Here is a 22,857-nt window from a genome sequence, read left to right as displayed (position 1 = left end):
TCACGCGCCTTCGACGAACCGCCCGTCGGGAAACATACGGCCGTATCGAGAAACCGACTTACGAAAGAACGAACTCTTCTTGACCTCGCTGACGCGCACCGCCATCGTGTACACGTTCGCCCCCTGCTCGCGATACACCGTCGACTCAATGGTGTAGTCCACACCATCCTGCGACACCTGCCGCCTGGTGGTCGACTCATTGTTGTCCGCCCATACGAGCTCGTCATAGCTCACTGCTCGACTCCACTCCACGAGTCGATCTTCGGCCAGTCGTCCGGCCACCCCTTTGTCCATGGCGGGATCGTAGCCAATGCCGCCGAGAGTGGCAGCTGATGCCGTTCGGTCCATCCGGTCGAACGTCAGGTCGGTGGTCATGTCGGTCATTGCGGAGACCGACGAGGGGCAACTCGCCGGCCGGAGTCGTCGTACCGGCTCGTGCTCAGGCAGCTTCTTCGTGAGCCAGCACAACCGAGTTCCCGGACGGGTCGGCCAGCGTGGCGAGCCTGAACTGCCCAGACGGCACGGTGTACGCCTCCCCATCGATCCCGCGGCCACTCAATTCCACGAGCGCCTCGTCCAGATCGGCGACACCGATGATCATGTCGTGGGCACCGGCGTGATCGGGATCGAGATACACCTGGACACCGCGACCGGACCCGAGATCCCATTCGGCGGACGGCGGCATCGGGCGTCGATCCGGTCCCCGCCCGAAAAGGGCCGTGTACCAATCGACGGCAGCATCGTGATCGCGGACTTTCATGACCGACAGCGTGTGCGTGATCTGCATGGTTCCTCCTTCATCGAATGCGATACACCAATGCCGACTCGAGCGACAGCGCAAAATCATCGGAGCCGACGTAGCCGGCCACCCGCGCGTGGATCCAATCGGGCGTTCGGGTGGGTGACCGAATCCTGCACGAGCATTGACCCGCGTCGGTTCTGTTGCCAGTCTCACATGCATGGGCCCACGAGTTTCTTCCAAGGCATTGAGCGGCAAGGTTGCCGTCGTGGCCGGCGCCACCCGGGGCGCCGGCCGCGGCATAGCGGCGGGTCTCGGAGAGGCCGGTGCGACGGTCATCTGCACCGGTCGCAGCAGCCGTAGCGGTGGAATCGACTCTGACTACGACCGTCCCGAGACCATCGAAGAGACCGCGGAACTCGTCACCCGACTCGGCGGCGCCGGCGTGGCAATGCAGGTCGACCATCTCGATCCGCCGCAGGTGCACAAGCTCGCTGAGAAATTACGGCGCGACTACGGTCGTATCGATGTCCTCGTCAACGACATCTGGGGCGCAGAGATACTGAAAGGCGCTCCCCCGGAGTGGAATACCCCGATTTGGGAACACAACCTGGATCGTGGTCTCCGCATTCTGCGGCTCGGCATCGATACCCATCTGATCACCTCGCATCACCTGCTACCCCTACTTGTCGAAGAGCCGGGCGGCCTGTTGGTGGAAATCACTGATGGCACAGCGGAATACAACGCCGGCCGCTACCGGATATCGGTGTTCTACGACTTGGCGAAGGTGGCGGTCAACCGGCTCGCCTACTCGCAAGGTCACGAATTGGCCGAGCGTGGCGCCACTGCCGTGGCAATCACGCCTGGTTGGCTCCGCTCGGAGATGATGCTCGACAATTGGCAGGTCACCGAAGCCACCTGGCGCGACGCCCTGCAGGACAACCGGGGTGATGGCCTGCCGACCGCGCCACCGGCCTTCGCGTCCTCCGAATCACCGCGCTACGTCGGCCGCGCGGTCGCCGCAATCGCCGCGGACCCGAATCGGGCGCGGTGGAATCAGAAGTCGGTCAGTTCAGCGGAATTGGCTCGCGAATACGGTTTCACCGACGTCGACGGCACGTCCCCCGACAGCTGGAATGCCTGACGGCGATCAGCCGATGTGTTCTCCGTAGACGTGATCGACGTGGATCGTCACCAGAACCCGTCGGTCGGACACCATCACCGACCGATACTCGTCCCAGTCAGGATGTTCTCCAGCCGCAGCGCGGTAGTAACCGACCAGCGCTTCCACCTCAGGACCGTGCGGATCGGTGCCCGGCCCGATAATGGTCACGCTCCCTTCAGCGGTCGCCCAGGACCGACCGTCGGCACTGGTGACCTCGAGTACACCACGCGGATCTCGGCGCAGGTTGCGGGTCTTGGCGCGACCGTCTGTGGCGGAGATGTAGATGGACTCGTCGGCCCGGTCGTAGAACGGCGTGACGGGAGACAGCTGTGGACGGCCATCGGACTTGATCGTCGCCAGCACCCCCAGCTTGCTGTTCGCCAGCAGTTCGCGCGGATCGAATGGATCGGCAGTCATGCCTCGATTATGACGATTACGACGTCCTGCATCACCAAGGGCTTTACTTTGGTGGCCAAATCTATCGTTTTACGATAGATTCAGGTTGTTCCTCGACCGAAACGGGCGGGACAGACTGAGGGGTTACACATGGGTAAGTTGGCTGTATTGGCGTTACGTGCCGTCATCGCGATCGCACTCGCGGGTTCTTTGGTGGTGCAGATAGCCATTGCGCCGGTGCTGTGGTTCGACATGGACGACGCCCCCGCAGGTATCCGGGTATCGCTGGCGGTCATCGGTGTGCTGGGTGTTGCCTCCCTGCAGGTGATCGCGATCTGTATCTGGCGGCTGCTGACCATGATTCGCCGCGGAACCGTCTTCTCGCACGCCTCCTTCCGTTACGTCGACGGCGTCATCGGCGCGATCACCGCAGGAGCGGTAATGATCTTCGCCATTGCAGTGGTGGCACGGTTCGCCAACCACAGCTCTCCAGGTGACGAGGTGGCCCCAGGCCTGGTCGGCCTCATCTGCGGTGCGGCTCTCGTCGTGGGCGGAGTCGCCCTCGTCGTCTACGTTCTGCGCGCGCTACTGGCCCAAGCGGTCGCTCTCGACCGTGAGGCCAAGCATCTGCAATCCGAGCTCGACGAGGTCATCTGATGCCGATCGTCGTCGACATCGACGTCATGCTCGCCCGACGCAAGATGGCGGTCGGCGTTCTCGCCGAACTGATCGGCATCACCCCAGCCAATCTCGCCGTCCTCAAGAACGGACGCGCCAAGGCGGTGCGATTCACGACATTGGCCGCGATCTGCGACGTTCTCGACTGCCAGCCAGGCGATCTCCTACGTTGGGAGCCCGATGAAGGGCACGAATCGACTGCATCCACTGTCGTGACACGATCGGCGCGCGATGACTGATCGGGCCAGGTCAGATACTCTGTGCCGGGTCGCCCTGGTCCAGGAATCGCGCGCGAACTTCCGGTGACGGAATCGGGCAGGTGTCGAGCTTGCCGAACACGCGATAGCGGATGGCTGCGAACCCGTCATAAAGCCGGTCTCGCACGGGACGAGGGATGATCGCAGCAATCTGCAACCACCGCCAGGGCCGACCGGCGTGAGCGATCACACGTAACGCACCGTCAGACCGCACGGCCACGTATTCTGCTGCAGTCTCGGGATTACCGACGTACACAAGGGAATCCATTGATGCCAGGTCGGGATGGCGAGCAATGACGCCGCCGGCGAAGTCACTCTGCAGCGCGGCGAAGCGCAGTTCCCCGCGACGGTCGATCCGCAGCAGGAATTGCACAGCGTGGTTGCAGAAGCCACACACCCCGTCGTACAGAACGACCGGACGATCGGACATCAGCTCCCCCTTAACTCACACACCGAGACACCCGCTTTCGGGTGTTGTCACCAGTCTACGCTCGCGCGAATCCGACTGAGAATTGTTGCAGTGCAGAGTTTCAGACTACGAACGGGAGACGTAACCGCGCTCGATCACGACACTCACAGGGTCCGTGCCGCTACCGTGATTTCTGCCAGGATCTCAGCTTTTCGGCCATCCCCTGCGAAGGATGCGGAGACCGAGTTCCGTGCCAACGTCACAAGATCGTCGGCATCGAGAGCAAGCGCGTCGCGCACCCCAGCGAGGTTGTCGTCGACGTAGCCACCGAAGTAGGACGGATCGTCGGAGTTTACCGACACGTTCAGTCCTCTGTGGAGCATGGCGGCAAGAGGATGGTTGGACAGGTGATCAACGGCTTTCAGGCTGACGTTGGAGAGTGGACACACGGTCAGAGGGACCCGCTCAGTCACCAGGCGGTCGACGAGCCGCGCATCCTCGAGACATCTGATCCCGTGGTCGATCCGTTCGACACCGAGCAGGTCGAGTGCCTCCCAGATGTATCCCGGCGGACCCTCTTCCCCTGCGTGTGCGACGAGATGAAGACCCTCGGCGCGCGCTTTCGCGTACACGTCGACGAACTTGGACGGCGGATGCCCGACTTCAGCCGAATCGAGTCCGATTCCGAGGATCGGGGTTCCCAGCGCGATCACGTCATCGAGGACGTCCATGGCCGACTCTGCGCTCTGGTCACGCAGCATCGAGACGATCAGGCCGGTGCTGACACCGTGGTTTGCGACGGATGCATCGAGCGCTGAGGTGATTCCTTCCATCACTTCTTCCAATGCGATACCGCGCAGGAGGTGAGCCTGCGGGTCGACGAAGACCTCGGCATGCCGGACGCCTGCAAGCGCCGCACGCGTCAGATACGCATTGGTCATCTCGGCGAAATCGGCGGCGGTCTGCAAGGTGGACATGTTGGCGTAGTAGAGATCGAGAAACGACTGCAGGTCGGCGAAGTCGAACCGTGCTCTCAGTTCATCGACGTCCGCGTACGGGAGTGCGATCTTGTTCCGCTCGGCAAGACTGAAAATCGTCTCGGGTTCGAGCGTTCCCTCGAGGTGGAGGTGCAGTTCGGCAACGGGGAGAATCGTCATTCGTGGTCCAATCTGTCTGTCCTGGTGTCGAATCAGCTGCCGGCGGATCCCTTCGATAAGGCAAACGCCGAGACTCGCTCCGACAAGCATCATCACGACAACCTACCGCGAGACCCCGGCGAGGCTCCGAGGTCTGCTGCACGAGTCGGACGCCGCCCCGAGGGTTCCGATGATGGCCGCAATGTGGTACTTGTTGTGAATGAACACATTCGATACGTCGAAAGGCGCATGAGCGCCCCCACGTTTTCCGCTTCCGGCACTTCGACCCCGGAGCGTAGATCATGAAGCTCGCGGAAGCCCTCGCTGAACGAGGGGAACTGATACGCCGGTCCGAGCATCTGAAGTCTCGGATCCTGGCCAACGCGCGTTATCAAGACGGTGAATCACCAGCAGAGGACGCGTCGGCGCTGCTGTCGGAGCTCAGTGCGGTCTTCGACCGATTGGAAGTTCTCATCCGCAGGATCAATCGGACCAACAGCACGGCGTCGGTGCGCGATCAGACCGTCACGGCCGCGCTCGCGCACCGGGATGTGCTGCGGATGCGGCACAAGGTGACCTCGTCGGCCGCCGACGCCGCGTCGGGGCGAGAATCCGATCGATTCGGACAACGGCAGCTGCGTTCAGAGCTCGTTTACGTAGCGGCGCTGCCCGTTTCAGAGTTGAGGGCCACAGCGGACGATCTTGCCCAGCGCATTCGGAACATCGACCTGGAGATCCAACAGGCCAACTGGGAATACGACCTGATCGAGGAATGATCATCGCTGCCGGGTAGTGGTAGCCCTTGTTCGAGGTGAGCACGTGCCGCGGGTCGACGGATTTCGGCCCATCTCCTGCGTGGTGAGCAACGCTCCGAGCACACACTCGGAAGGACATTGCAGCTCAGCACATCTCAGGCAGATCAGCGCAATGCGCACATCACATCACCGAGTGCTGATCGAACGAGGGCGAGGGTGGGCAAGGGGCCACTCGGCACGTGAATTGTTTCGCTAGACCACCAGATTCGGCCTCCTAGCGGCCGATCAAGGGCATATTCCCCTCGGCATCCCGACTCGGGGACGAATGTGGTGGACCAAGCGCGGCACCCGCTACGTCATCCGAGGACCGTGGAGTTCTCCTCGGTGCGCCGGTACGTGTACAGCGTGGTCACTGCGCAGACAGTCGTCGCTGCAATCAGCACCTGAGGTCCGGTGATGACCAGGCTCATGACGCCTCCGGTCACCGCGCCCAGGGTGAATGCTGCGTACAGAAGGAAGTACTCGAGCCATTCCTTCGCGGAGCCACCGCTGATATGCCGTTCGATACCTTGGCCCATCTTGACGAGAGTGCCGGTCACATAGCTCAACGGAATGGAGACTTCACCGTTCTTGACGAAAGACGTATTGAGCGCGCCCATCGCGAACGAAATGAACAAGATGGGCACGAACTGAACTTGCGGGGCACTCCAACCCGTCATCAGGACATCGACCAACGACGCAATCGACAGAGCCACAGTGGTGAGGACAGTCGCTCCGTGCGGGTGATCTCGCCACAGATGGCGGCGGCACAACGACGCAATCACCACTCCTGCAACAAAAACCAAGACCAGCAGGACAGCTGCACCTGCCAGCGCATTCTGGCCCGAAAAGAATCCCACGGCGGCGCGTTCGGTGTTGCCGGTCATGAAGGTCACGAAGTAGCCGGCGGTATTCGTGAAGGCGGCAGCGCCCACCAGACCGGCAAGTCCGCCCAGTATCCAGGACAGTCGGGCATGTGGAGTGAACAATTCGCGCATATGCCCCAACGGTAGGCATGGTTTCGGCACCGGTCGCGGTGTGATCACTCACGTCGATCCGAGTGAGCGGGCGGCATCACAAGCCGAAACTACCGACCTTCCGCCGCCGGTGAGACAGACTCGGCGATCGACCAACCTGAACCGCTGGCCACGACATGACGGCTGCCGTCCACCAACCCGTGGGGTTCAGGATCTGAATCCAATCGGGTGAGATCGATCGTCAAGACGAGTTCCTCACCGCTGCCTCTGGAGATCAGAGTCGCTGACTGATTACTCAAGTCATGCACCTCTGTATGTGCACTGTGCAGCCACGAATGGCGGCGCCGCACGCCGATCAGCGCCTGGTGTAGCTCGAACAGACCACGCCCGTACGGCGCGAGATCATCTGGGCCAGAGGGAAAGACGGGACGTATGGCGTCGTCACCACCGACCCGCTCCTCCTTGACGCCGCGGAAACCCTGCTCGTCGCCGTAGTAGACGCTCGGGACGCCGGCAAGAAAAAACAGCAGAGCCACCGCGACCGGAATGACCCGCTCGTCCGAGAGGGTGCTCGCGATGCGCGTCACGTCATGGTTGCCGACGAACGTCGCCGGCACGAAGGTCTCCAGCATGCCGTTGTTGCGCTCGATGGCATGGCCCAGTTCGAAGAGGTTCTCGTCGTTCAGCGAACTCCACATCGCTTTCCAGAGCTCGTACTGAGTCACCGAGTCGAGACCCGAGGCAGCGACGTAACCCTCGTAGTCACCATGGATCATCTCCCCGACGAACCAGGCCTTCGGCGCCCGTTCGCGCGCCGAAGGCAGCACCGCCCGGAACAACGCGGGAGCGATGGCATAGGCGGCGTCGAGGCGCCAAGCGTCGATCCCGCGGTCGAGCCAGTGCGTCATCACGTCGGTGATGTACTGCCGCACGGCCGGGTTGTCATGGTTGAGCGTGACCAGGATGTCGTGGCCCTCGAAAGCAACAGGCTTGTCACCATTCCACCGAAACCACTGTCCTGCTTCCGAAGTCGGCCCGTCCCGCAGCGCCTCACGGAACTTCGGGTGGTCCCGGCCGACGTGGTTGAAGACCCCGTCGAGCATCACCTTGATGCCGCGGTCGTGCGCCGCCGCGATCAGCCGTTCGAGATCTTCGGTCTCGCCCAGCCGAGAATCGATCCGGAAGTGGTCGATCGTGTCGTAGCCGTGCGTCGACGACGCGAAGACCGGGCCCAGCGACAAGCCGTTGCATCCGAGCTCGAGCAGATAGTCGAACCAATCGACAATCCGTTCCAGCCGGTGCTCCGTTCCCTCGATCGACGTCGCCTCGGCTCCCACGAACCCCAGCGGGTACACCTGCCACCAGATGACATGCTCCATGTCCACAGCCTAGAGACACTGGCAGTCAATGCACCGGACCTCGCGTGCCACGCCGGGTCAACTGGTCAGCCGGCGCCGAGGAGTTCGCTCATCTGCGCGTAGAACGTGGCAGGGTCTCCGGCGAGTGAGGCCTTCACCATTGAGGTCCAGTCGTCGACGATGACTTCGATCGAGCCCTCGCCGAGGCCGTCGAGTGAGCAGCGCGGAACCTCACGGGGATCGATCTTCGGCCCGTCATACCCTGCCGCGATATCGGTGTCAGCGGCGCCGAGCAGTACACCCTGCACGAACGTGCCCTGAGATGAAAGTTCCAAACGCACACCGTTCGTCATGTTCCACTCGGCAGCCTTGGCGGCGGAGTACGAACCGGTACTGGGCGTTGCGAACCACGACAGCGCGGACAGGACGTTCACGATCGCGCCGCCACCGTTCACTGCCAAGGCGGGAGTGAACTCGCGGATGACGTCCAACGTGCCCCAGAAGTGCGTGTCCATCTCGCGACGGATCTCCGCCAGGTCACCGGTGATGAGCGACGCACCGGTTGAGATACCGGCATTGTTGACGAGCAGGGTGACATCCGACGCCGTGGCTGCCGCTGCGACGACGGACTCGTGGTCGAGAAGGTCGAGCCGCACCGGCACCACCCGGTTGTCGGCGAAGTCCAGTGTCTCCGGACGGCGAGCCGTCGCGTACACCTTGCTCACACCGCGGTCGAGCAACTCGAGGACGAACTGGCGGCCGATGCCGCGGTTTGCTCCGGTGACGAGCGCGATCTGGTTGTTGACGTCCATTGGGGGACCTTGCTTTCTGAGAGAGTTCCTGTGCTGATCCGGCCGTATGCGGCCCGACATCGGCTAATCTAGAACTTCACGTTGACGTCAAGGGCAAGTCCGACCGTGGATTGCCTGGTCACAGGAGGTGAATCGGTTGCGAATAGGCGACGTCGCACTCCGCGCGGGGGTCAGCACCCGCGCCCTGCGCTACTACGAAGAGCAGGGGCTGCTTCATTCCGAACGCACCCTCAGCGGCCAGCGGACCTACCCCGAATCGGCCATCGAGCGCGTGAAACTGATTCAGCAGTTCTTCACCGCGGGGCTGTCGAGCCGAACCGTCCTGCAGCTGCTTCCCTGCGTCGACACCGGGCAGGCCTCCCCCGAGGCTTTCGGCATCCTGACAGCAGAACGCGACCGGATCACCACCGCCATGGCGGATCTGGCCGCCGCACGCGACGCCCTCGACCAGATGATCCACATCGCGCACCACCCCACCCCGGAACACTGTCCCGCACTCCGCGAAACGCCCTGGGCGCCATACGAAGCGCACGCCACAACCTAGGCCTCGAACGACCTTCCAGCGGTGTCAGGCGAAGTCATCGGGGACGATGTGCAGTTTCTGCGCGATGCGGGCGAGAGCCTTCTGGTCCGTCGCGTCGAGCTGATCGAGAATCATGCCGCGCACGGCGCGCATATGTGTAGGTGCTGCCAGCTCCACGATCTCGAAACCGTCGTCAGTGAGCTCGGCGAGGGTGTATCTGCCATCGACAGGATCAGGGGCCCGCACCACCCAGCCGCGTTGCTCACAGCGTTTGATCACATTCGACAGCCGTGACAGCGATCCGCTGGCGAGGAAGGCCAGTTCCCCCATCCGCAGCGTGCGCTGCGGTGCCTCCGAGAGATGACTGAGCACGAGGTACTCGAACAGGGTGAGGCCGTGCTCCTTCCGGAGCGGCGGCTCGAGCTTTCCGGGTAGCAGTAACACCAGCGAGATCAACCCCGTCCAGGCGGCTTTTTCCTGGTCATCGAGCCAGCGTACGTCTGCACCACTCTCGTGTTCCCCGTCATCGCTTGCGGCCGCTTTATTGCTGCTCATGATCGTTCCCAACCCCCCGACTCAGTGCTCTTACTTTACGCGTGAAGTCAATAGAGCTAGTATGACTTCAAGCGTGAACTCAATCCGAGACGCGCCGACATTGATCAAAGGACACACCCATGAGCACCGTCACCTTCGGCATCACCCCAGGCTTCGGCGAAAAGCTGCACGAAGCCCGCGGCTACAGCGGAGCCGTCCGCGTCGACGACCGCGTCGAAATCTCCGGCCAGGCAGGGGTCGACGACGACCTCGCCATTCCTTCCTCAATCGAAGACGAGATCATTCAGGCGTTCGACAACGTAGAGCGCACGCTCGCAACCGTGGGCGCGACATGGAAGGACGTCATCCATGTCAACTCGTACCACAAGGTCGCGCCAGGAGATGACGCCATCGGTGAGGACCACAACCGCGTGATGTCTGAACAGTTCCGCCGCCGCCTCGACGGCCGCGCGCCGATCTGGACCGAAACCGGGGTCACGGTCCTCGGTCTCGCCGACATGCGTGTGGAAATCCGCGTGACCGCGATCGTCGGGTCTTCGAGCTGAAACACCTCGTTGAGGCCGTGGGCACACGAATCCGGTTGCAGACCAACGCCTGAGGGCTGCACGACCGCGCCCGTCTGCCGAGTAGATCCAGGCCGGATCGCCGCGCAAGAAGTTGCATCACGTTCGTCTCTTCGAAGACGACTGGAAAATGTTCGTCATCTTCCGGTCTCGGCATCCGAAAGCATTGGACCGATCAGCAATTCGAACCCATCAAGCGAACCTTTCTGACTGCGCGGGTTGAAGGATCTGCTGCACCGAGGCGGCCAATAGTCCGACTGCGAACATAGGAACGGCAAAACCCAATGAGACCCAAAACGACGACCAGTTCGCTACCGCGATAAACGTCAGCACCAGAAAGGTGAAGACAACCAACCACGAAACCCAACGTCTCATCACCAAGGCCGCGACAGCGGGTGGGATAGCGAGCAATTGTCCAAGCTGAACCAGTGGCCACACGCCCTCCACCCGCACGATCGAATCATCACACTGCAGCGCCGCTCGGCTTCCTTCGAGATCCAACTGGCCCGACTTCGAACACGACAACGACACTCCGCCCGCAGGCGACATCGCAGTCCAGACCGTGAACACCACTGCCGCGAAGGCCAAACTCCACCAGACCACTCTCAGGGACAACACAACTGGAGCCTAGCCCGCAACTCTCCTCGTGTTCGCAGCCAGATGTTTTCAGCGCTCTATAGTGTCTGAATGGGGTGGATTCTTTTGATCGTGATGGCAGTATCGGTGGCAATCCTTGCGATGGTCGTGTGCGGGATCTGGCTCCGGATCGACGCCGATGACTCATTGGGTTCGGGTCGTAATCTGGAGCTGATCATCGACCCTGCCCCGCATCCCATACGCCCGCCAGGCGGAACGGAGGCGGCCCGCGACATCACCGTCGCAGTCACCGCACTGGGCCCCGGCCTCTGGATCGATCTGGAAGGTTCTCTGACGCACTACGACGGCACCATCGTCGCTGACCTATGGCCGGGTCAGACGCTCACCGCGACCGACCAACCCATCACCGTCACGCACCGTGTCGACGACGCACAGATCGCTGCGCTGTACGTGGTCATCACGTGGAAGCGGCCCACCCGCACCGGGCCGCGTCCGCTCGCCCTGCGGGCTCCGCTGAACCCCATCATCGACTACCAACCGCTCACCACCGCAGCCGATGTGAGGCCCGACGGCGCGCCCGTGATCCCCATTCGGCTGTACCCCATCGACGAGTTCCATTGGCACCCTGCACATCACCTGCGTCACCGCTACCAGCAACTCTCCCCGCGCTGGTGGCGTCCCGGTGCCGGCATAAGCAAACCTCTCGGCGCGTGGAGACCCCGACCCCAGGCCACCTACAACAACACCCAGGCCCCCGGTCTACCCCATTAGCACCCGGCGGCGCCACCAATATCAGGGATTACAACAACTTTCGGCGGTGGGGTTGTCATCGTTGACCTCGAGCCAAGCCCGACAACCCCCCTGGTGCTGGCGGTAGTCGCGGTAGCATTGCGGGGTCGGTGGACAACATTACCTTCAATCAATAGGTGGTGATCTGGACGCATCACTCGGTGGTGTCGCCTTGTTGCCGACGGCGACGTTCGAGTTCGCCCTGGCGGCGTTGCTCTTGCGCCCGCGCCCGGACCTGCCGCAAGAACTCTTCATCGGCGGCCGGGTCCTGAGGTTCGAAACGGCCCGGTTCGTCGTACTCCGGAAATCCCAGTGCCGTCGCACGCCCCGACCCCACCGGTCGGCCGTAGCCACCGCTCTTGAGGGGTCGACCAGCGACAAACCACACGATCGAACCCACCAACGGCAACACAATCACCAACAACAACCACCCCCAACGCGGCAACCCCCGCACCCCCACTTCGCTGCCGATGATGTCGATCAACGCCGCCACCATCACCACCAACACAATCAAACCCAAATACGGCACCTGCGAACCCCTCCCTGACCTGAAACATGCATGACGATCACGACACCGATATCAACAACAGCGGCAGAGCATCAGTCACCTTGCGAGCGTTTGCTGCTGGAATCCGAACCGGCGGCGCCAGATCACCCATCATCGCGAGTTACGACAACATCGCCCCGCGCCCCGAAAAATCGGTCTCCGCGCATAGTTTCACACTCGAAACCAAACCAACAGAATCCGTTCGATGGACAAGGCCCGCCCGTCCATTGCCAGCGGCGCGGCGATGGATTCCGTTCATAGGCAGCGGCTTCCGCCATCATGTGCAGGTCCGAACTTTTCGTGGGCGGGCAGTAACGGGTAGCACCCGAACGACGACTCCATGGACATGAAACTGTCCCGATGGATCGGTGTTGCCCCTCTGGCCGCGGCGGTGTGTGTTGGCGCGAGCGCGTGGCTGGCGCCTACCGCTGGCGCAGAGGTCGTTGATCTCACTGTGATCCCCGGTCTGAGCACCGGACCGACCACACCCTTTGGCGTGGGCTGCACCTATGTGGTCGTGGCCCGCACCGAAAGACCTGTCGAGCCACGCACCGATATCGTCGACTACACCAACAAATCTGTGATGTTTCCTGGGGAACTGGTCTGGACCATCGACCCCTACTACAGCACGCCGGTGATCGCGGGCCACAAAGTCACCCTGTGGACGCCCACCGCACCCGGGGAACATTCATTGATGGCCTATCAAACGTCCGCAGGCGGACCCATCCAGACCGTCACCGTCAAGCCTGCCACCCCGCTGGGCCCCGCCTGCCTCGTCGCACCCTGAAGCATCTGGACCTCGTGACCACGCGTTTCGAATCTGTCATCAACACAATGCCTTTACGAGATGCGCGCGCAGGAATGCGGGGTGCCGTGACGACCACTGCCGCGAACATGAGAGTGCCCATTCTGACAGTCCTTCTCGGATTCGTCGCTGTACTCGCAATAGACGCTGCAGCCCCCGACGACACCGTCCCGCAACTTCCCATCACTCTCGCCGTCGACGGTGAAACACTCACCATCACCGAACGCGACGGTGGACACGACTACACCTGGACCACCGGTCCCAACCCCGGATACCTTCAGCAGTGACGCGCCAACCGGCGACGCCCAGCCGAAGGGACCCAACGATGGCATTCCGGTTCGTTCCCGCACTCGCCGTCATCGCCCTAGGCGCCGCCGTAATCCTGTTGAGTGCCTGCAGTTCTGAGGTCAGTCTGCGCGATGTGACGGCGACTCAGGAGGTCTCGCAGCAGCGATACTTCACTGAACCGCCTGTCGGTGCGCTGAAGGACCCCTCCGCGACCTGCCTCGACGCGCATCTGGCTAACGTGACGGTTGATGACTCAGTTGCCTATTGGCAGATGATCTTCGACGACCAACGCAGCCACTACCCTGAGCAGTCTTTTCCCTCAAACCAGGACTTGGACAGGCAGAAGCGCGCCGAATGGTCGCAGGTCGTGAACGCCGCGGTGCCTCCCGGCTCGCCGATGTCACGACGCCACCGGGGCAGATCGAGACGTGTGCCGACGTGACTCCGGGTCCATCGGCACGGCCCGAGAAAGGCTTCTTTTGCGCCGGTTGACAATTTCGGCCACTGCCTGTCTTCCGCCGGCGAGGCACCACTCGACGATTGGGTTTTTAACAGACCATGGACGTCGGCGCAACGTTTGCTGACATCTGAGTGAGACGCACCCGCGCGGGTTAGCCTCTTGCGCATGGCGGTTGCAAGGTCGATGCGTTCGATGACCGACTCAGAGATTACGGTGGCGACCCGTTGGGCGTTCGGAACGTGGCTGGCTGCGACAGTGCTGATGCTTCGACTCGAGCGGGCGATGCATGCAACAGGCGGCCCGGGCATCATCGCGTTCGAGTTGGCGGGTAGCGAGCAGCGCGCGACAGCGATTCTCGACATGTGGGGCCCGACAGGGACGGCAGCTGCCCGCAAGTCATTGTGGCTCGACTTCGGCTACATGTGTAGCTACGGCGCGTTCACAGCGTTGCTCTCCGAAGATGCCAACCGTCGAATCGAGCAGTGGTCCGGCATTCGATTCGGACCGGTGGCCCAAGTTTCCTGCGCGACCGCTGTTGCCGCTGACGCATGCGAAGGCGTCGCGTTGCTGAACATCTTGCGGGGCGGAGACCGGCAGGTGTACGCAGCACGCGCCCGCAAGGCTGCCCTGACGAAGTTCGCCATGTTGTCCATTCCGCTTGCTTTGTGGGCAACTTCGCGTATCACCGCGCGGCTGAGTCAGGAACAGACTTGGCCCTGACCCGGCATCACCACTCACCGGATGACTTCCTCGCGTTCGACTCCGATACCGTCACGTCGCCGTCAACCTCGCGATGAATGGATAGGCATTGTTCGGTGGACAACGTCCGTGCTTGCGGACGCCGACTAGCAGCCGGTGCATCTACTCGCCTGCTTGACCTCGTACCCAGCCGGCGCCGCTGCCATTTTCCCTCCACACCGACGGCACAACCCACGGGCACGGGCTCGAGATCGTGCCTACACCTGTCCAATACGCCTGTTCCTGACCATCCGACAGGTGCAACTCCACACAAGCCTGCGGGTCGCGCGCAGCATCCTGAGCCATCCGTGTGGCGAACCAGAATCCGCTCGTCACGGTGTAGGACTCTTTGGGCAATGAGGTGCTGGTCGCGATTCCCGCCAGAGCACGAGCCGGGTCGCTCGCGAAAATCTTGGTTGTCACGTGGCCGAGCCGCACACCGTACCCCTCGGCACTACTCGAATGACTCTCTCCTGCTTCAATTCTTTGGTGCGGCCAATCGTGCTGTAGGTCAGTCCTCTGATCTGCGGCCATGACGTCATGCGTCCCAACGTATCTGCCGCGCCTTGGGGTGGCCAGACCCCATTTCCGAGGACCCCGCCACCGGTGTCACCAGCACTGGGGTATTCCGATAGCAGAACGGGTTACGGTGCCTACTACGCGGCATCAGACACTGACCCGATGTACCACCACCGGAGCCCGAACGTAGATGATCACCGGTATGACTGTGTATCGCTCAACCGCGCTGCCATGGCTTCTACTCATTTTGGCCGGCCTGGTCGCGCTGCTCGGTAGCGGCGATCTGTCCACCCGCGAAACCGGTAACCGCATCTTCATCTGGCTCATCGCTGCCGCGATCACCGCGGCGATCCAGTCCACGCGCACCACTTCACGCGCAGACACTTAGACACCACGATGGCTCGCCGGTAGTAGACGGATTGCGGCAGCCCGAATTGTCACGGGAGATCGCGATTGCTCGCTCGTCGCGAACCGGCGAACCGGCCATGAGAAGGTCCGCGGAGGGACGACACGAAGTGCCAGCCGCGAGCTGTCACAAATGGGGCAGCTGTTCGGTCGAATGCAGTGACCGGGCAGCCAGCCACGGCGTCCGGCGCACAGCGGAAGAGATCTCATGAGAATTGTTGTCATCGGCGGTACAGGCCTGATCGGATCGAAGCTCGTCACCAAGCTCCGAGAGCTCGGGCACGATGCTATCGCTGCGTCACCCAACTCCGGCGTCGATACCCGCACAGGTGAGGGCCTGGATGACGTCCTCGTCGGAGCCGATGTCGTCGTCGACGTCTCCAACTCTCCGTCATTCGAAGACGCGGCTGTTCTCGACTTCTTCACGCGCGCAACGACGAACATTCTCGCCGCAGAGTCCACAGCCGGTGTGCGTCACCACGTCGCACTGTCGGTTGTCGGAACCGAGCGACTCACCGACAGCGGCTACATGCGAGCCAAGGTGAAGCAGGAGGAATTGATCAAGGAATCGAAGATCCCCTACTCCGTTGTCCACGCGACGCAGTTCTTCGAGTTCTTCAAGTCCATCGCTCACGGGGCGACTTCTGGTGATCAGGTGCGCTTGTCGTCGGCGTCGATCCAACCGATCGCGGCAGACGAGGTCGCGAGCGCAGTCGCACGCGTCAGCGTCGGAGCGCCGCTGAACGGCACTGTCGAGATCGGTGGTCCGGAAGTGTTCACGCTCGCGGACTTCGTTGCCCGCGGCCTCGAAGCGCACCATGACCCCCGCACGGTCGTCGTCGACGACGACGCCCTCTACTTCGGAGCCCGCTTGGCCGATCGCGAACTCCTTCCGAGTGCCGACGCCCAGCACGCGGAAACCACGTTCGAGGCGTGGCTCGCGGTTGATGTCGTCAGCGGCCCCAAGCCGTGATCAATCGCCGTCGACTGTTGTGTTTCTCGGACGGCAGGACCGCGCCACAGATCGACATCGCATCCCCGGTGCGAGCTGTCGACACCGCGGAAGAGCTCGCCGAATAGTGCAGACATCGAACGCCCACGACGCCGCGATAGTCGCCGTCGCCGCAGCATGCAGAATCAGTGATGCGGCGACGGTGCGCACACTGCTGGCGGCGCACGTCGTCGCTGTCGTCGACGGAGAAGGCGAACTAACCGGGCCAGGGAGTGTCAGCAGTCTTCTGGTCGAACCCGCCACCGGTCAGCAGAGTTCGGTGTGTGTGGAGTGGGTCAACGGCCAGTCGGCGCTGGCGTACAGGCGGGCTGATCGCGATTCCTCCTAATCCCCGTTCCGAACTCGACCACGCCGCCGACGAGTTCAACCTCGTACGACCCAGGTTGTTCGGGATCGCGTATCGGATGTTGGGCAGCGCCTCTGAAGCCGAAGACATTGTGCAGGACGTATGGCTGCGGTGGCAGGCGTACGACAGATCCACAGTCGAGAACACCGCAGCGTTCCTCTCCACCACCACGACCCGGTTGGCGATCAACGCAGGACAGTCGGCCCGGGCCAGGCATGAAACCTACATCGGGCCGTGGCTGCCCGAACCCGTCGACACCAGCGCAGACCCAGCTCTGGGAGCCGTACGAGGCGAAGCCCTCGGGTTCGCGGTTCTGCTGCTGCTCGAGAAGCTCTCACCGACCGAGCGGGCCGCGTATGTCCTGCGGGAATCCTTCGACTATCCGTACCGCCAGATCGGCGAGATCATCGAAGTGACGGAAGCGAACGCACGTCAGCTCGTCACCCGAGCACGCAAACACATCGCGGCCGAGAGCAGCGCGCCGGTGAGCACCTCAGACCATCGGCGACTACTCACTGCGTTCGTCGATGCCGCGCAGACGGGCGACCTCGAGGCCCTCACCGCATTGCTCACCGCCGACGTCGTCAGCAACTCCGATGGCGGCGGAGTAAAAGACGTTCTCGCCGCGCGTATTCCGATCATGGGCGACGAGCGAGTGGCGAAGTTCGTCGCAGCTTTCTCCTCACATTTCTGGACGGGCGCGCAGATCACCTGGGTGCAGGCGAACGGAGCGCCTGCCATTCTGCTGTCCCGAGACGGCGTGCGCTACACCCTGCTCGCCGCCACGGCCACGCCTTCCGGTATCACGCACCTGCATTGGGTGATGAATCCAACGAAGTTGGAGGGGTTTTCCAGACGCAGCGCAGCCGCTACTGCAGAAGATTCGACGCGCGGATAGGGAACCTGCTACGAGCTGAAACAAGGTGCCCTCGCCCTGGCGCCTCGAAACGGCATCTCGGTCACCGCTCGCGGCAACGATCGCATCGAGCGTGAGATTTTCGTTGACTTATAGTCAACGAAATTGTACCGTCGTGCCATGGACCTCACCGCCAACTCCGTCTCACCCGCAGAATCGGCCACCTGTCCCGAACGGGAATGCGCGTCGCTGGTGCTGCGCCAATCGCGTTGACACACGCTGGCCGGGTCAGCAGAACGCCGCTCTTACAACCGAATGCGCGAACTACGGGAGGACCATCTCATGATCACAACACAATCACCTCAGATCGATTCTGCCGACAACGTGCTGGCCAACGTCAGAGAACTACTGCCGCTGATCAAGCAACATTCGGCGGCCAATGAGCGGGAACGACGAGTAGATCCGGTGGTCATCGAAGCGCTCCGAGATGCCGGCGCGTTCCGGCTGGCCGCTCCGCGACGTCACGGCGGACTCGAAGCCGGACTCACATCCATGCTCGAACTGTCAGCGCTGATCGCGGAAGCCGATGGCGGAACATCATGGGTCACAACCTTATCGAACATCCAGTCGTGGTCGACCTGTATGTATCCCCGCCAGACGGTGGACGAGATCTATGCTGACGGACCAGACAAGATCCTGTGCGGTGTGGTCTCACCGGGCGGTGAGGCTCGAAAGGTCGACGGCGGCTACCGCGTCACCGGCCAGTGGCCGTACGCGTCAGCGAGCTTGCACGCCGAGTGGATGGGCGGTGGAGTGTGGGTGCTCGATGACGACGGCGACGAAGAAGACCAGGCAATGATCCTCCTCCCCCGCACCGATGTTCAGGTCGAAGACACCTGGCATGTGGCCGGCATGCGCGCCTCGGGTAGTAACACCATTGTCGCCGAAGACGTGTTCGTGCCCGAGCATCGATTGATCTCCATGCTCCCGGTGATGTCGGGTACGTACATGGCAGACCATCCCGACTCCGCGTTCTACCGGTCTGCCTTTGGCCCCATGCTGGTACTCGTGTTGGTCGGGCCTCAGCTGGGCCTGGGTCGTGCTGCGCTCGATCTCGCGGTGACCAAGGCGGCCACCAAGACATTGGCCTACACCAACATCGAGCGTCAAGCAGAGTCGGTGGCCTTTCAACTGCTCATCGCTGATGCCGCCACGAAGATCGACACTGCCCACCTTCATGCCTATCGGGCGACCGCTGACGTACAGCGCTACGCAGAACAGAACGTCTATCCCGATTTTGCCGCCAGGGCCAGGATGCGTGCGGATTCCGCAGTCGCGTTGCGCAACATCACCAGCGCCATCAACACACTCCTCGATGCGTATGGAGCCGGGAGTTTCGCCGAAGTCAACGCCATGCAGCGCGTTTGGCGCGATTCGAACGTCGGTGCACGACATGCGGTCATGCTGCCGCAGGTCTCGATGGAAACCTACGGCAAGGCACTGCTCGGCCAACGCGACCACATCACCGCCATCATCTGACAGGCCGTCGTGCGCGGATCTCCCCGCCAACGAACACGTCATCATCCGTCAGCCACAGACATTCAGGAACAGCGATGCCCGAGATCACCACCACCAGAAAACTTCACACCAGCCAGGAAAAGGCTTGGGCGGTGATCTCTGACCCCTCCCGTTTCGAAGAATGGAACGCTCTGCACACCCGGTGGGGCGCCGAGCCGCCCACAGAACTGACCGTCGGTACCCGAATCATCGAAGTGGTCACCATCAAAGGCGTCGTGGACACCATCGACTTCACCACCTCCGCCTACGACGCACCGCGTTATGTGCAACTGGAAGGGTCCGGGAGCACGGGATCGACCGTGCAACTCGATTTCACTGTCGATCCCGACGGTGACAATGACTGCGTCGCAACGCTACACGTCATTTTCGATAGCTCGATCCTGTTCGGTCCTCTGGGAAAGATCATTCAGAAGGCGTTCGGCAAACAGCTCGACAAGTCGCTGGACACGCTCAGCGTACTGGTCGAATAACACACTACTAACGGTCTCGCGGGCCCGAATGCCCGCCGGGCCGGCGAGAGGGGCCCAGCCATGAAGACTCATCTCAGGTGGATCGCCGCGCACGGCGTTGTGCGCTATATGTTGACCAGGGCGGCTCACGCCGGCGATCTGCAGGCGATGCTGCTCGCCGATCCAGCCGCCCGAGCGAATCCACGGCCGGTTTTCGAAAGAATCAGAGCGTCAGGGCCGTTGGTCAAGACGCGGATCAATCACATCTCGGTATCTCATCGCGTGGCGCACGATCTGCTGCGATCAGATGACTTTCGGGTGACCGAACTCGGTGCCAACCTGCCGGGGCCTCTGCGATGGGCCGAGAGAAGGACCCGCTCGACGGCGCTTCACCCGCTCAAGCCCCCGTCGCTGCTGGCAGTCGAACCACCTGAGCACACCCGGTACCGTAAATTGGTCTCTTCGGTGTTCACCCCCCGTGCCGTTGTCAAGATGCGCGATATGGTGCAAGTCAAGGCAGAGCGCCTCTTGGACGACATCGGTTCCCACGCCGACGACATCGACATCATCAGCAGGTACTGCGCGCAGCTACCGGTCGCGGTGATCAGCACCATTCTGGGCGTCCCCGACGCTGAACGCCAGCGCGTGCTGGAGTTCGGGGAACAGGCAGCTCCCAGCCTCGACATCGGATTGTCGTGGAATCAATTCCTGCGTGTCGAGGACGGCCTGGAGCGTTTTGACGCATGGTTGGCCGCCCACCTGGACGATCTGCGTCGCCACCCGGGCGACGATCTGATGAGCGAGCTGATCATGGCCACCGACGACGGCGTCGGGCTGACCGACGACGAACTTCGCGCCACCGCGGGGCTGGTTCTGGCGGCCGGATTCGAGACCACTGTCAACCTTCTCGGAAACGGCATTCGCCTCCTACTCGACAACCCCGACCAGCTCGACATCCTCCGGCGAGACCCTGCACGCTGGCCGAACGCGGTCGAGGAGATGCTTCGTCTGGAATCGCCGGTACAGCTGACCGCCCGCAGGGCCAAGCATGATGTGGCGCTTGAAGGCCGATCTTTGCGTCAGGGCGATCATGTCGTGCTCATTCTCGCCGGCGCCAACCGCGACCCCGAGGTGTTTGACGATCCGTATCGCTTTGACGTCACCCGCGAAAACGCAACCAAACACCTGTCGTTCTCAGGTGGCCGCCACTACTGTCTTGGTGCCTCGCTGGCCAAAGCGGAGACAGAAGTAGGTCTGAAGACCCTGTTCGACCGATTCCCCCACCTCACCTCAGCGGGTGACGCAGTGCGACGTGACACCCGAGTTCTGCACGGCTGGTCGACACTTCCGGTGAATCTGGGGCCGGAGACACGTCCAACACCAGTTTGATCGAGTCGTGCATCGTCGATCGACCGGGTGCCTTTGGTGCGCCCATCCGAGGACGCCGCGGTAGCCGCCCGCTGTCCCGTTAGGATCGTTTGTGTCGGAGGACGTGCGCGACGATGGTGAGCCAAGACGCGGCCGTGACAGCCACACTCAGGCGACGACGCTGGCTCTTACGGAAAACTGACGGAGGTATGTGGTGTCCCGGCCTTCAGCTGTCAAACCCGGTAAGCGCGCGGCCCAGAAAGCGGAGACCAAGCGGCGCCTGATCTCGATCGCCGTCGAGGTGTTCGCTGAAAAGGACTACGACCAGGTGACGGTCGCAGACATTGCCGAGCGGGCAGGGGTTGCGCATGGACTGCTCTTCCACTACTTCAAGAGCAAGCGCGGCATGTACCTCGAGGCTGTACGGGCCTCTGCCGAGCAGATGAACGCCGCTTTTGCCGGTGTGACCGGGGCCTCGGCGGGAGCACTGCTGCGGTCGGCCCTCGAACAGCACCTCACCTATTTACGGGACCACCGTGGCCTGGCTCTCCGGTTGGTGCTGGGCGGTCGCGGCGCAGACCCTCAGGCGTGGGAGATCTATGAGGCCGCTCGTTGGGATGTGCTCGGCGGTCTTGCGATGCTGCTCGGCCTCGATCAGAACAACCGTGCGCTGCGATTCGTTGGGCGTGTGACGGTCGGAGCAATTGATGAAGCGAGCATCCAGTGGCTCAACAATCCCGACGATTTCGATCTCACGCAGGTGGTGGATTGGATGGAATCGCTCATAGTCGGGTGTCTGTCGTCGGCGAGCGTGCTCGATCCCGACGCGGATACCGCGGCTGCACTGGCGTCGTTGAAGTAGAACCCCCTTCGGACGTAGGCGGCCGACACGCTTGTTGATCAGTGTGGGGAACGGGAACGTCGACGAATGGCGGCCATTCGCTATCCGATCAACGGGATCCGGTCGGCCGTCATCGCGGTGAGCTCACGATCCATCACGGCATGAACACGGTGGCTGAAGACTTCGGCAGTCTCCCCATCCTCAGCACGCATCGCAGGGAGCACGGCTGTCGTGATCTTCGTCGGCAACGGCAGATACGGCAGCAATCCAACCAACCCGACATTGAGGCCCCAGGGCAACGAGACCGAGACAGGGAAAGTCTTCAGCCGCAACGCCTTGTCGAGACCAAATCGCTGTGCAACGCTTCGTCCGCTACTGAGGACGAACAATGACTCCCCCGCGCCGGCGGTGACCACCGGGACAACGGGTACGCCGGCGTCGATCGCCAGCCGCGCGAAGCCGGCCCGGCCCCCAAACATGATCTTGTTGCGGTCCCTCCATGATTTGAACCCGTCGATGTCGCCCCCAGGGAATACGAGGACGTGGTCGCCCGAGTCCAGCGCGCGCAATGCCGCGTCGTGGTCGGCCGGTATCCCGTCGAACATGTTGACCAGCCTGCCGACACCCAGCTTCCAGGCAATGGCATGGGTCAGGATCGTAACTCGACGACGATCACCGAGCCGGTCATACGCCGCGGCGAACGCCAACACGTTCAGATCAAATACTCCGCCGAACCCGTGGTTGGCCACGAACAGCACCGGCCCGGTCGGCATCTCGCGGGGCAGACGAATCCGCATCCGATGGTATCGCCGTGCAACAGCAACAGTCGCTCCCACCAGGAGCCTTGGCACAACGTCCATCCCCACAGCGTAGGGCCGGCTGTTACTCATGGCCGGT

Annotated in this window: 30 protein-coding genes; 18 read left to right on the top strand and 12 right to left on the bottom strand. The window is 62.4% G+C overall.

Features of this window, described 5'->3' with window-relative positions; all coding sequences use genetic code 11:
• Positions 1-384 (bottom strand): hypothetical protein, encoded by a 384-nt coding sequence (locus J3S28_RS17095; RefSeq protein WP_207841931.1) that lies wholly within the window; start codon positions 382-384, stop codon positions 1-3.
• A gap of 55 nt (positions 385-439) precedes the next feature.
• The gene (locus J3S28_RS17090; protein WP_207841930.1) at positions 440-787 is read right to left on the bottom strand and encodes a VOC family protein; all 348 of its coding nucleotides are present in this window, start codon (positions 785-787) and stop codon (positions 440-442) included.
• A 172-nt stretch (positions 788-959) separates the two neighbouring features.
• Here J3S28_RS17090 and J3S28_RS17085 point away from each other — a divergent pair, with 172 nt between their 5' ends.
• Positions 960-1,883 carry an SDR family oxidoreductase gene (locus J3S28_RS17085; protein WP_207841929.1) on the top strand — a complete coding sequence of 308 codons (924 nt, stop codon included), beginning with the start codon at positions 960-962 and terminating at the stop codon, positions 1,881-1,883.
• 6 nt (positions 1,884-1,889) lie between these two features.
• On the opposite strand, the gene J3S28_RS17080 is transcribed toward J3S28_RS17085, so the two are convergent.
• A complete protein-coding gene (locus J3S28_RS17080) occupies positions 1,890-2,321 on the bottom strand; it encodes a PPOX class F420-dependent oxidoreductase (protein ID WP_207841928.1) in 432 nt (143 codons plus the stop codon).
• 129 nt (positions 2,322-2,450) lie between these two features.
• Between J3S28_RS17080 and J3S28_RS17075 the strand changes: the two genes are divergently transcribed.
• Positions 2,451-2,957: a DUF2975 domain-containing protein gene (locus J3S28_RS17075; protein WP_207841927.1), complete on the top strand. Its 507-nt coding sequence runs from the start codon at positions 2,451-2,453 to the stop codon at positions 2,955-2,957.
• Entirely contained in the window at positions 2,957-3,217 is a 261-nt protein-coding gene (locus tag J3S28_RS17070) for a helix-turn-helix domain-containing protein (protein ID WP_207841926.1), read from the top strand. The genes J3S28_RS17075 and J3S28_RS17070 overlap by 1 nt, the downstream gene beginning before the upstream one ends.
• Before the next feature lie 10 nt (positions 3,218-3,227).
• Here the strand turns inward: J3S28_RS17070 and J3S28_RS17065 are convergent, their stop codons facing one another.
• Together J3S28_RS17065 and J3S28_RS17060 are read right to left on the bottom strand one after the other, a co-directional pair.
• Positions 3,228-3,665, bottom strand: coding sequence for a thiol-disulfide oxidoreductase DCC family protein (locus J3S28_RS17065; RefSeq protein ID WP_207841925.1), 438 nt, complete (start codon positions 3,663-3,665; stop codon positions 3,228-3,230).
• 143 nt (positions 3,666-3,808) lie between these two features.
• On the bottom strand, positions 3,809-4,801 hold the full coding sequence (locus J3S28_RS17060) for an adenosine deaminase (RefSeq protein ID WP_207841924.1): 993 nt from the start codon (positions 4,799-4,801) through the stop codon (positions 3,809-3,811).
• A gap of 281 nt (positions 4,802-5,082) precedes the next feature.
• Here J3S28_RS17060 and J3S28_RS17055 point away from each other — a divergent pair, with 281 nt between their 5' ends.
• Entirely contained in the window at positions 5,083-5,556 is a 474-nt protein-coding gene (locus J3S28_RS17055; RefSeq protein ID WP_207841923.1) for a DIP1984 family protein, read from the top strand.
• Positions 5,557-5,891: 335 nt separating this feature from the next.
• Here the strand turns inward: J3S28_RS17055 and J3S28_RS17050 are convergent, their stop codons facing one another.
• The 3 genes from J3S28_RS17050 to J3S28_RS17040 all read right to left on the bottom strand — a co-directional run bounded on the left by J3S28_RS17050 (position 5,892) and on the right by J3S28_RS17040 (position 8,721).
• Entirely contained in the window at positions 5,892-6,572 is a 681-nt protein-coding gene (locus J3S28_RS17050; protein WP_207841922.1) for a YoaK family protein, read from the bottom strand.
• Between the two features lie 89 nt (positions 6,573-6,661).
• Positions 6,662-7,930 carry an alpha-amylase family protein gene (locus J3S28_RS17045; protein WP_207841921.1) on the bottom strand — a complete coding sequence of 423 codons (1,269 nt, stop codon included), beginning with the start codon at positions 7,928-7,930 and terminating at the stop codon, positions 6,662-6,664.
• 65 nt (positions 7,931-7,995) lie between these two features.
• Positions 7,996-8,721, bottom strand: coding sequence for an SDR family oxidoreductase (locus J3S28_RS17040; RefSeq protein ID WP_207841920.1), 726 nt, complete (start codon positions 8,719-8,721; stop codon positions 7,996-7,998).
• Positions 8,722-8,857: 136 nt separating this feature from the next.
• Here J3S28_RS17040 and J3S28_RS17035 point away from each other — a divergent pair, with 136 nt between their 5' ends.
• A complete protein-coding gene (locus tag J3S28_RS17035) occupies positions 8,858-9,265 on the top strand; it encodes a MerR family transcriptional regulator (RefSeq protein WP_207841919.1) in 408 nt (135 codons plus the stop codon).
• Positions 9,266-9,289: 24 nt separating this feature from the next.
• On the opposite strand, the gene J3S28_RS17030 is transcribed toward J3S28_RS17035, so the two are convergent.
• Entirely contained in the window at positions 9,290-9,799 is a 510-nt protein-coding gene (locus J3S28_RS17030) for a MarR family winged helix-turn-helix transcriptional regulator (RefSeq protein WP_207841918.1), read from the bottom strand.
• Between the two features lie 119 nt (positions 9,800-9,918).
• Between J3S28_RS17030 and J3S28_RS17025 the strand changes: the two genes are divergently transcribed.
• The gene (locus J3S28_RS17025) at positions 9,919-10,344 is read left to right on the top strand and encodes a Rid family hydrolase (RefSeq protein WP_207841917.1); all 426 of its coding nucleotides are present in this window, start codon (positions 9,919-9,921) and stop codon (positions 10,342-10,344) included.
• A 210-nt stretch (positions 10,345-10,554) separates the two neighbouring features.
• Here J3S28_RS17025 and J3S28_RS17020 read toward each other — a convergent pair whose 3' ends face one another.
• Entirely contained in the window at positions 10,555-10,935 is a 381-nt protein-coding gene (locus J3S28_RS17020) for an ABC transporter permease (RefSeq protein ID WP_207841916.1), read from the bottom strand.
• A gap of 114 nt (positions 10,936-11,049) precedes the next feature.
• On the opposite strand from J3S28_RS17020, the gene J3S28_RS17015 reads away from it, so the two are divergent.
• Positions 11,050-11,730, top strand: coding sequence for a hypothetical protein (locus J3S28_RS17015; protein ID WP_207841915.1), 681 nt, complete (start codon positions 11,050-11,052; stop codon positions 11,728-11,730).
• A gap of 172 nt (positions 11,731-11,902) precedes the next feature.
• Here the strand turns inward: J3S28_RS17015 and J3S28_RS17010 are convergent, their stop codons facing one another.
• The gene (locus J3S28_RS17010) at positions 11,903-12,277 is read right to left on the bottom strand and encodes a PLDc N-terminal domain-containing protein (protein ID WP_207841914.1); all 375 of its coding nucleotides are present in this window, start codon (positions 12,275-12,277) and stop codon (positions 11,903-11,905) included.
• A gap of 358 nt (positions 12,278-12,635) precedes the next feature.
• On the opposite strand from J3S28_RS17010, the gene J3S28_RS17005 reads away from it, so the two are divergent.
• The 11 genes from J3S28_RS17005 (at position 12,636) to J3S28_RS16955 (ending at position 21,981) form a co-directional block, all read left to right on the top strand.
• Positions 12,636-13,082, top strand: a complete 447-nt coding sequence (locus J3S28_RS17005; protein WP_237341709.1) for a hypothetical protein — start codon at positions 12,636-12,638, stop codon at positions 13,080-13,082.
• Positions 13,083-13,168: 86 nt separating this feature from the next.
• Positions 13,169-13,387, top strand: a complete 219-nt coding sequence (locus J3S28_RS17000) for a hypothetical protein (protein ID WP_207841913.1) — start codon at positions 13,169-13,171, stop codon at positions 13,385-13,387.
• 38 nt (positions 13,388-13,425) lie between these two features.
• Positions 13,426-13,830: a hypothetical protein gene (locus J3S28_RS16995; RefSeq protein WP_207841912.1), complete on the top strand. Its 405-nt coding sequence runs from the start codon at positions 13,426-13,428 to the stop codon at positions 13,828-13,830.
• Between the two features lie 210 nt (positions 13,831-14,040).
• Positions 14,041-14,568: a hypothetical protein gene (locus J3S28_RS16990; RefSeq protein WP_207841911.1), complete on the top strand. Its 528-nt coding sequence runs from the start codon at positions 14,041-14,043 to the stop codon at positions 14,566-14,568.
• A gap of 739 nt (positions 14,569-15,307) precedes the next feature.
• Complete coding sequence (locus tag J3S28_RS16985) at positions 15,308-15,493, top strand: hypothetical protein (RefSeq protein WP_207841910.1); 186 nt, start codon at positions 15,308-15,310, stop codon at positions 15,491-15,493.
• Positions 15,494-15,718: 225 nt separating this feature from the next.
• On the top strand, positions 15,719-16,483 hold the full coding sequence (locus J3S28_RS16980; protein WP_207841909.1) for an SDR family oxidoreductase: 765 nt from the start codon (positions 15,719-15,721) through the stop codon (positions 16,481-16,483).
• Between the two features lie 302 nt (positions 16,484-16,785).
• A complete protein-coding gene (locus tag J3S28_RS16975) occupies positions 16,786-17,766 on the top strand; it encodes an RNA polymerase sigma-70 factor (protein WP_307797211.1) in 981 nt (326 codons plus the stop codon).
• Between the two features lie 300 nt (positions 17,767-18,066).
• Positions 18,067-19,263 (top strand): acyl-CoA dehydrogenase family protein, encoded by a 1,197-nt coding sequence (locus J3S28_RS16970; protein WP_207841908.1) that lies wholly within the window; start codon positions 18,067-18,069, stop codon positions 19,261-19,263.
• 74 nt (positions 19,264-19,337) lie between these two features.
• A complete protein-coding gene (locus tag J3S28_RS16965; RefSeq protein WP_207841907.1) occupies positions 19,338-19,772 on the top strand; it encodes a type II toxin-antitoxin system Rv0910 family toxin in 435 nt (144 codons plus the stop codon).
• A 60-nt stretch (positions 19,773-19,832) separates the two neighbouring features.
• Entirely contained in the window at positions 19,833-21,140 is a 1,308-nt protein-coding gene (locus J3S28_RS16960; protein WP_207841906.1) for a cytochrome P450, read from the top strand.
• A 193-nt stretch (positions 21,141-21,333) separates the two neighbouring features.
• Positions 21,334-21,981 carry a TetR/AcrR family transcriptional regulator gene (locus J3S28_RS16955; protein ID WP_207841905.1) on the top strand — a complete coding sequence of 216 codons (648 nt, stop codon included), beginning with the start codon at positions 21,334-21,336 and terminating at the stop codon, positions 21,979-21,981.
• A gap of 80 nt (positions 21,982-22,061) precedes the next feature.
• On the opposite strand, the gene J3S28_RS16950 is transcribed toward J3S28_RS16955, so the two are convergent.
• Entirely contained in the window at positions 22,062-22,757 is a 696-nt protein-coding gene (locus J3S28_RS16950) for a 1-acyl-sn-glycerol-3-phosphate acyltransferase (RefSeq protein WP_237341708.1), read from the bottom strand.
• Between the last annotated feature and the right edge of the window lie 100 nt (positions 22,758-22,857).

Source organism: Williamsia soli, assembly GCF_017377795.1.
GTDB lineage: Bacteria > Actinomycetota > Actinomycetes > Mycobacteriales > Mycobacteriaceae > Williamsia > Williamsia soli.
The sequence above is the reverse complement of the archived record's forward strand: the minus strand, read 5'-3'. Positions and strand labels throughout refer to the sequence as shown.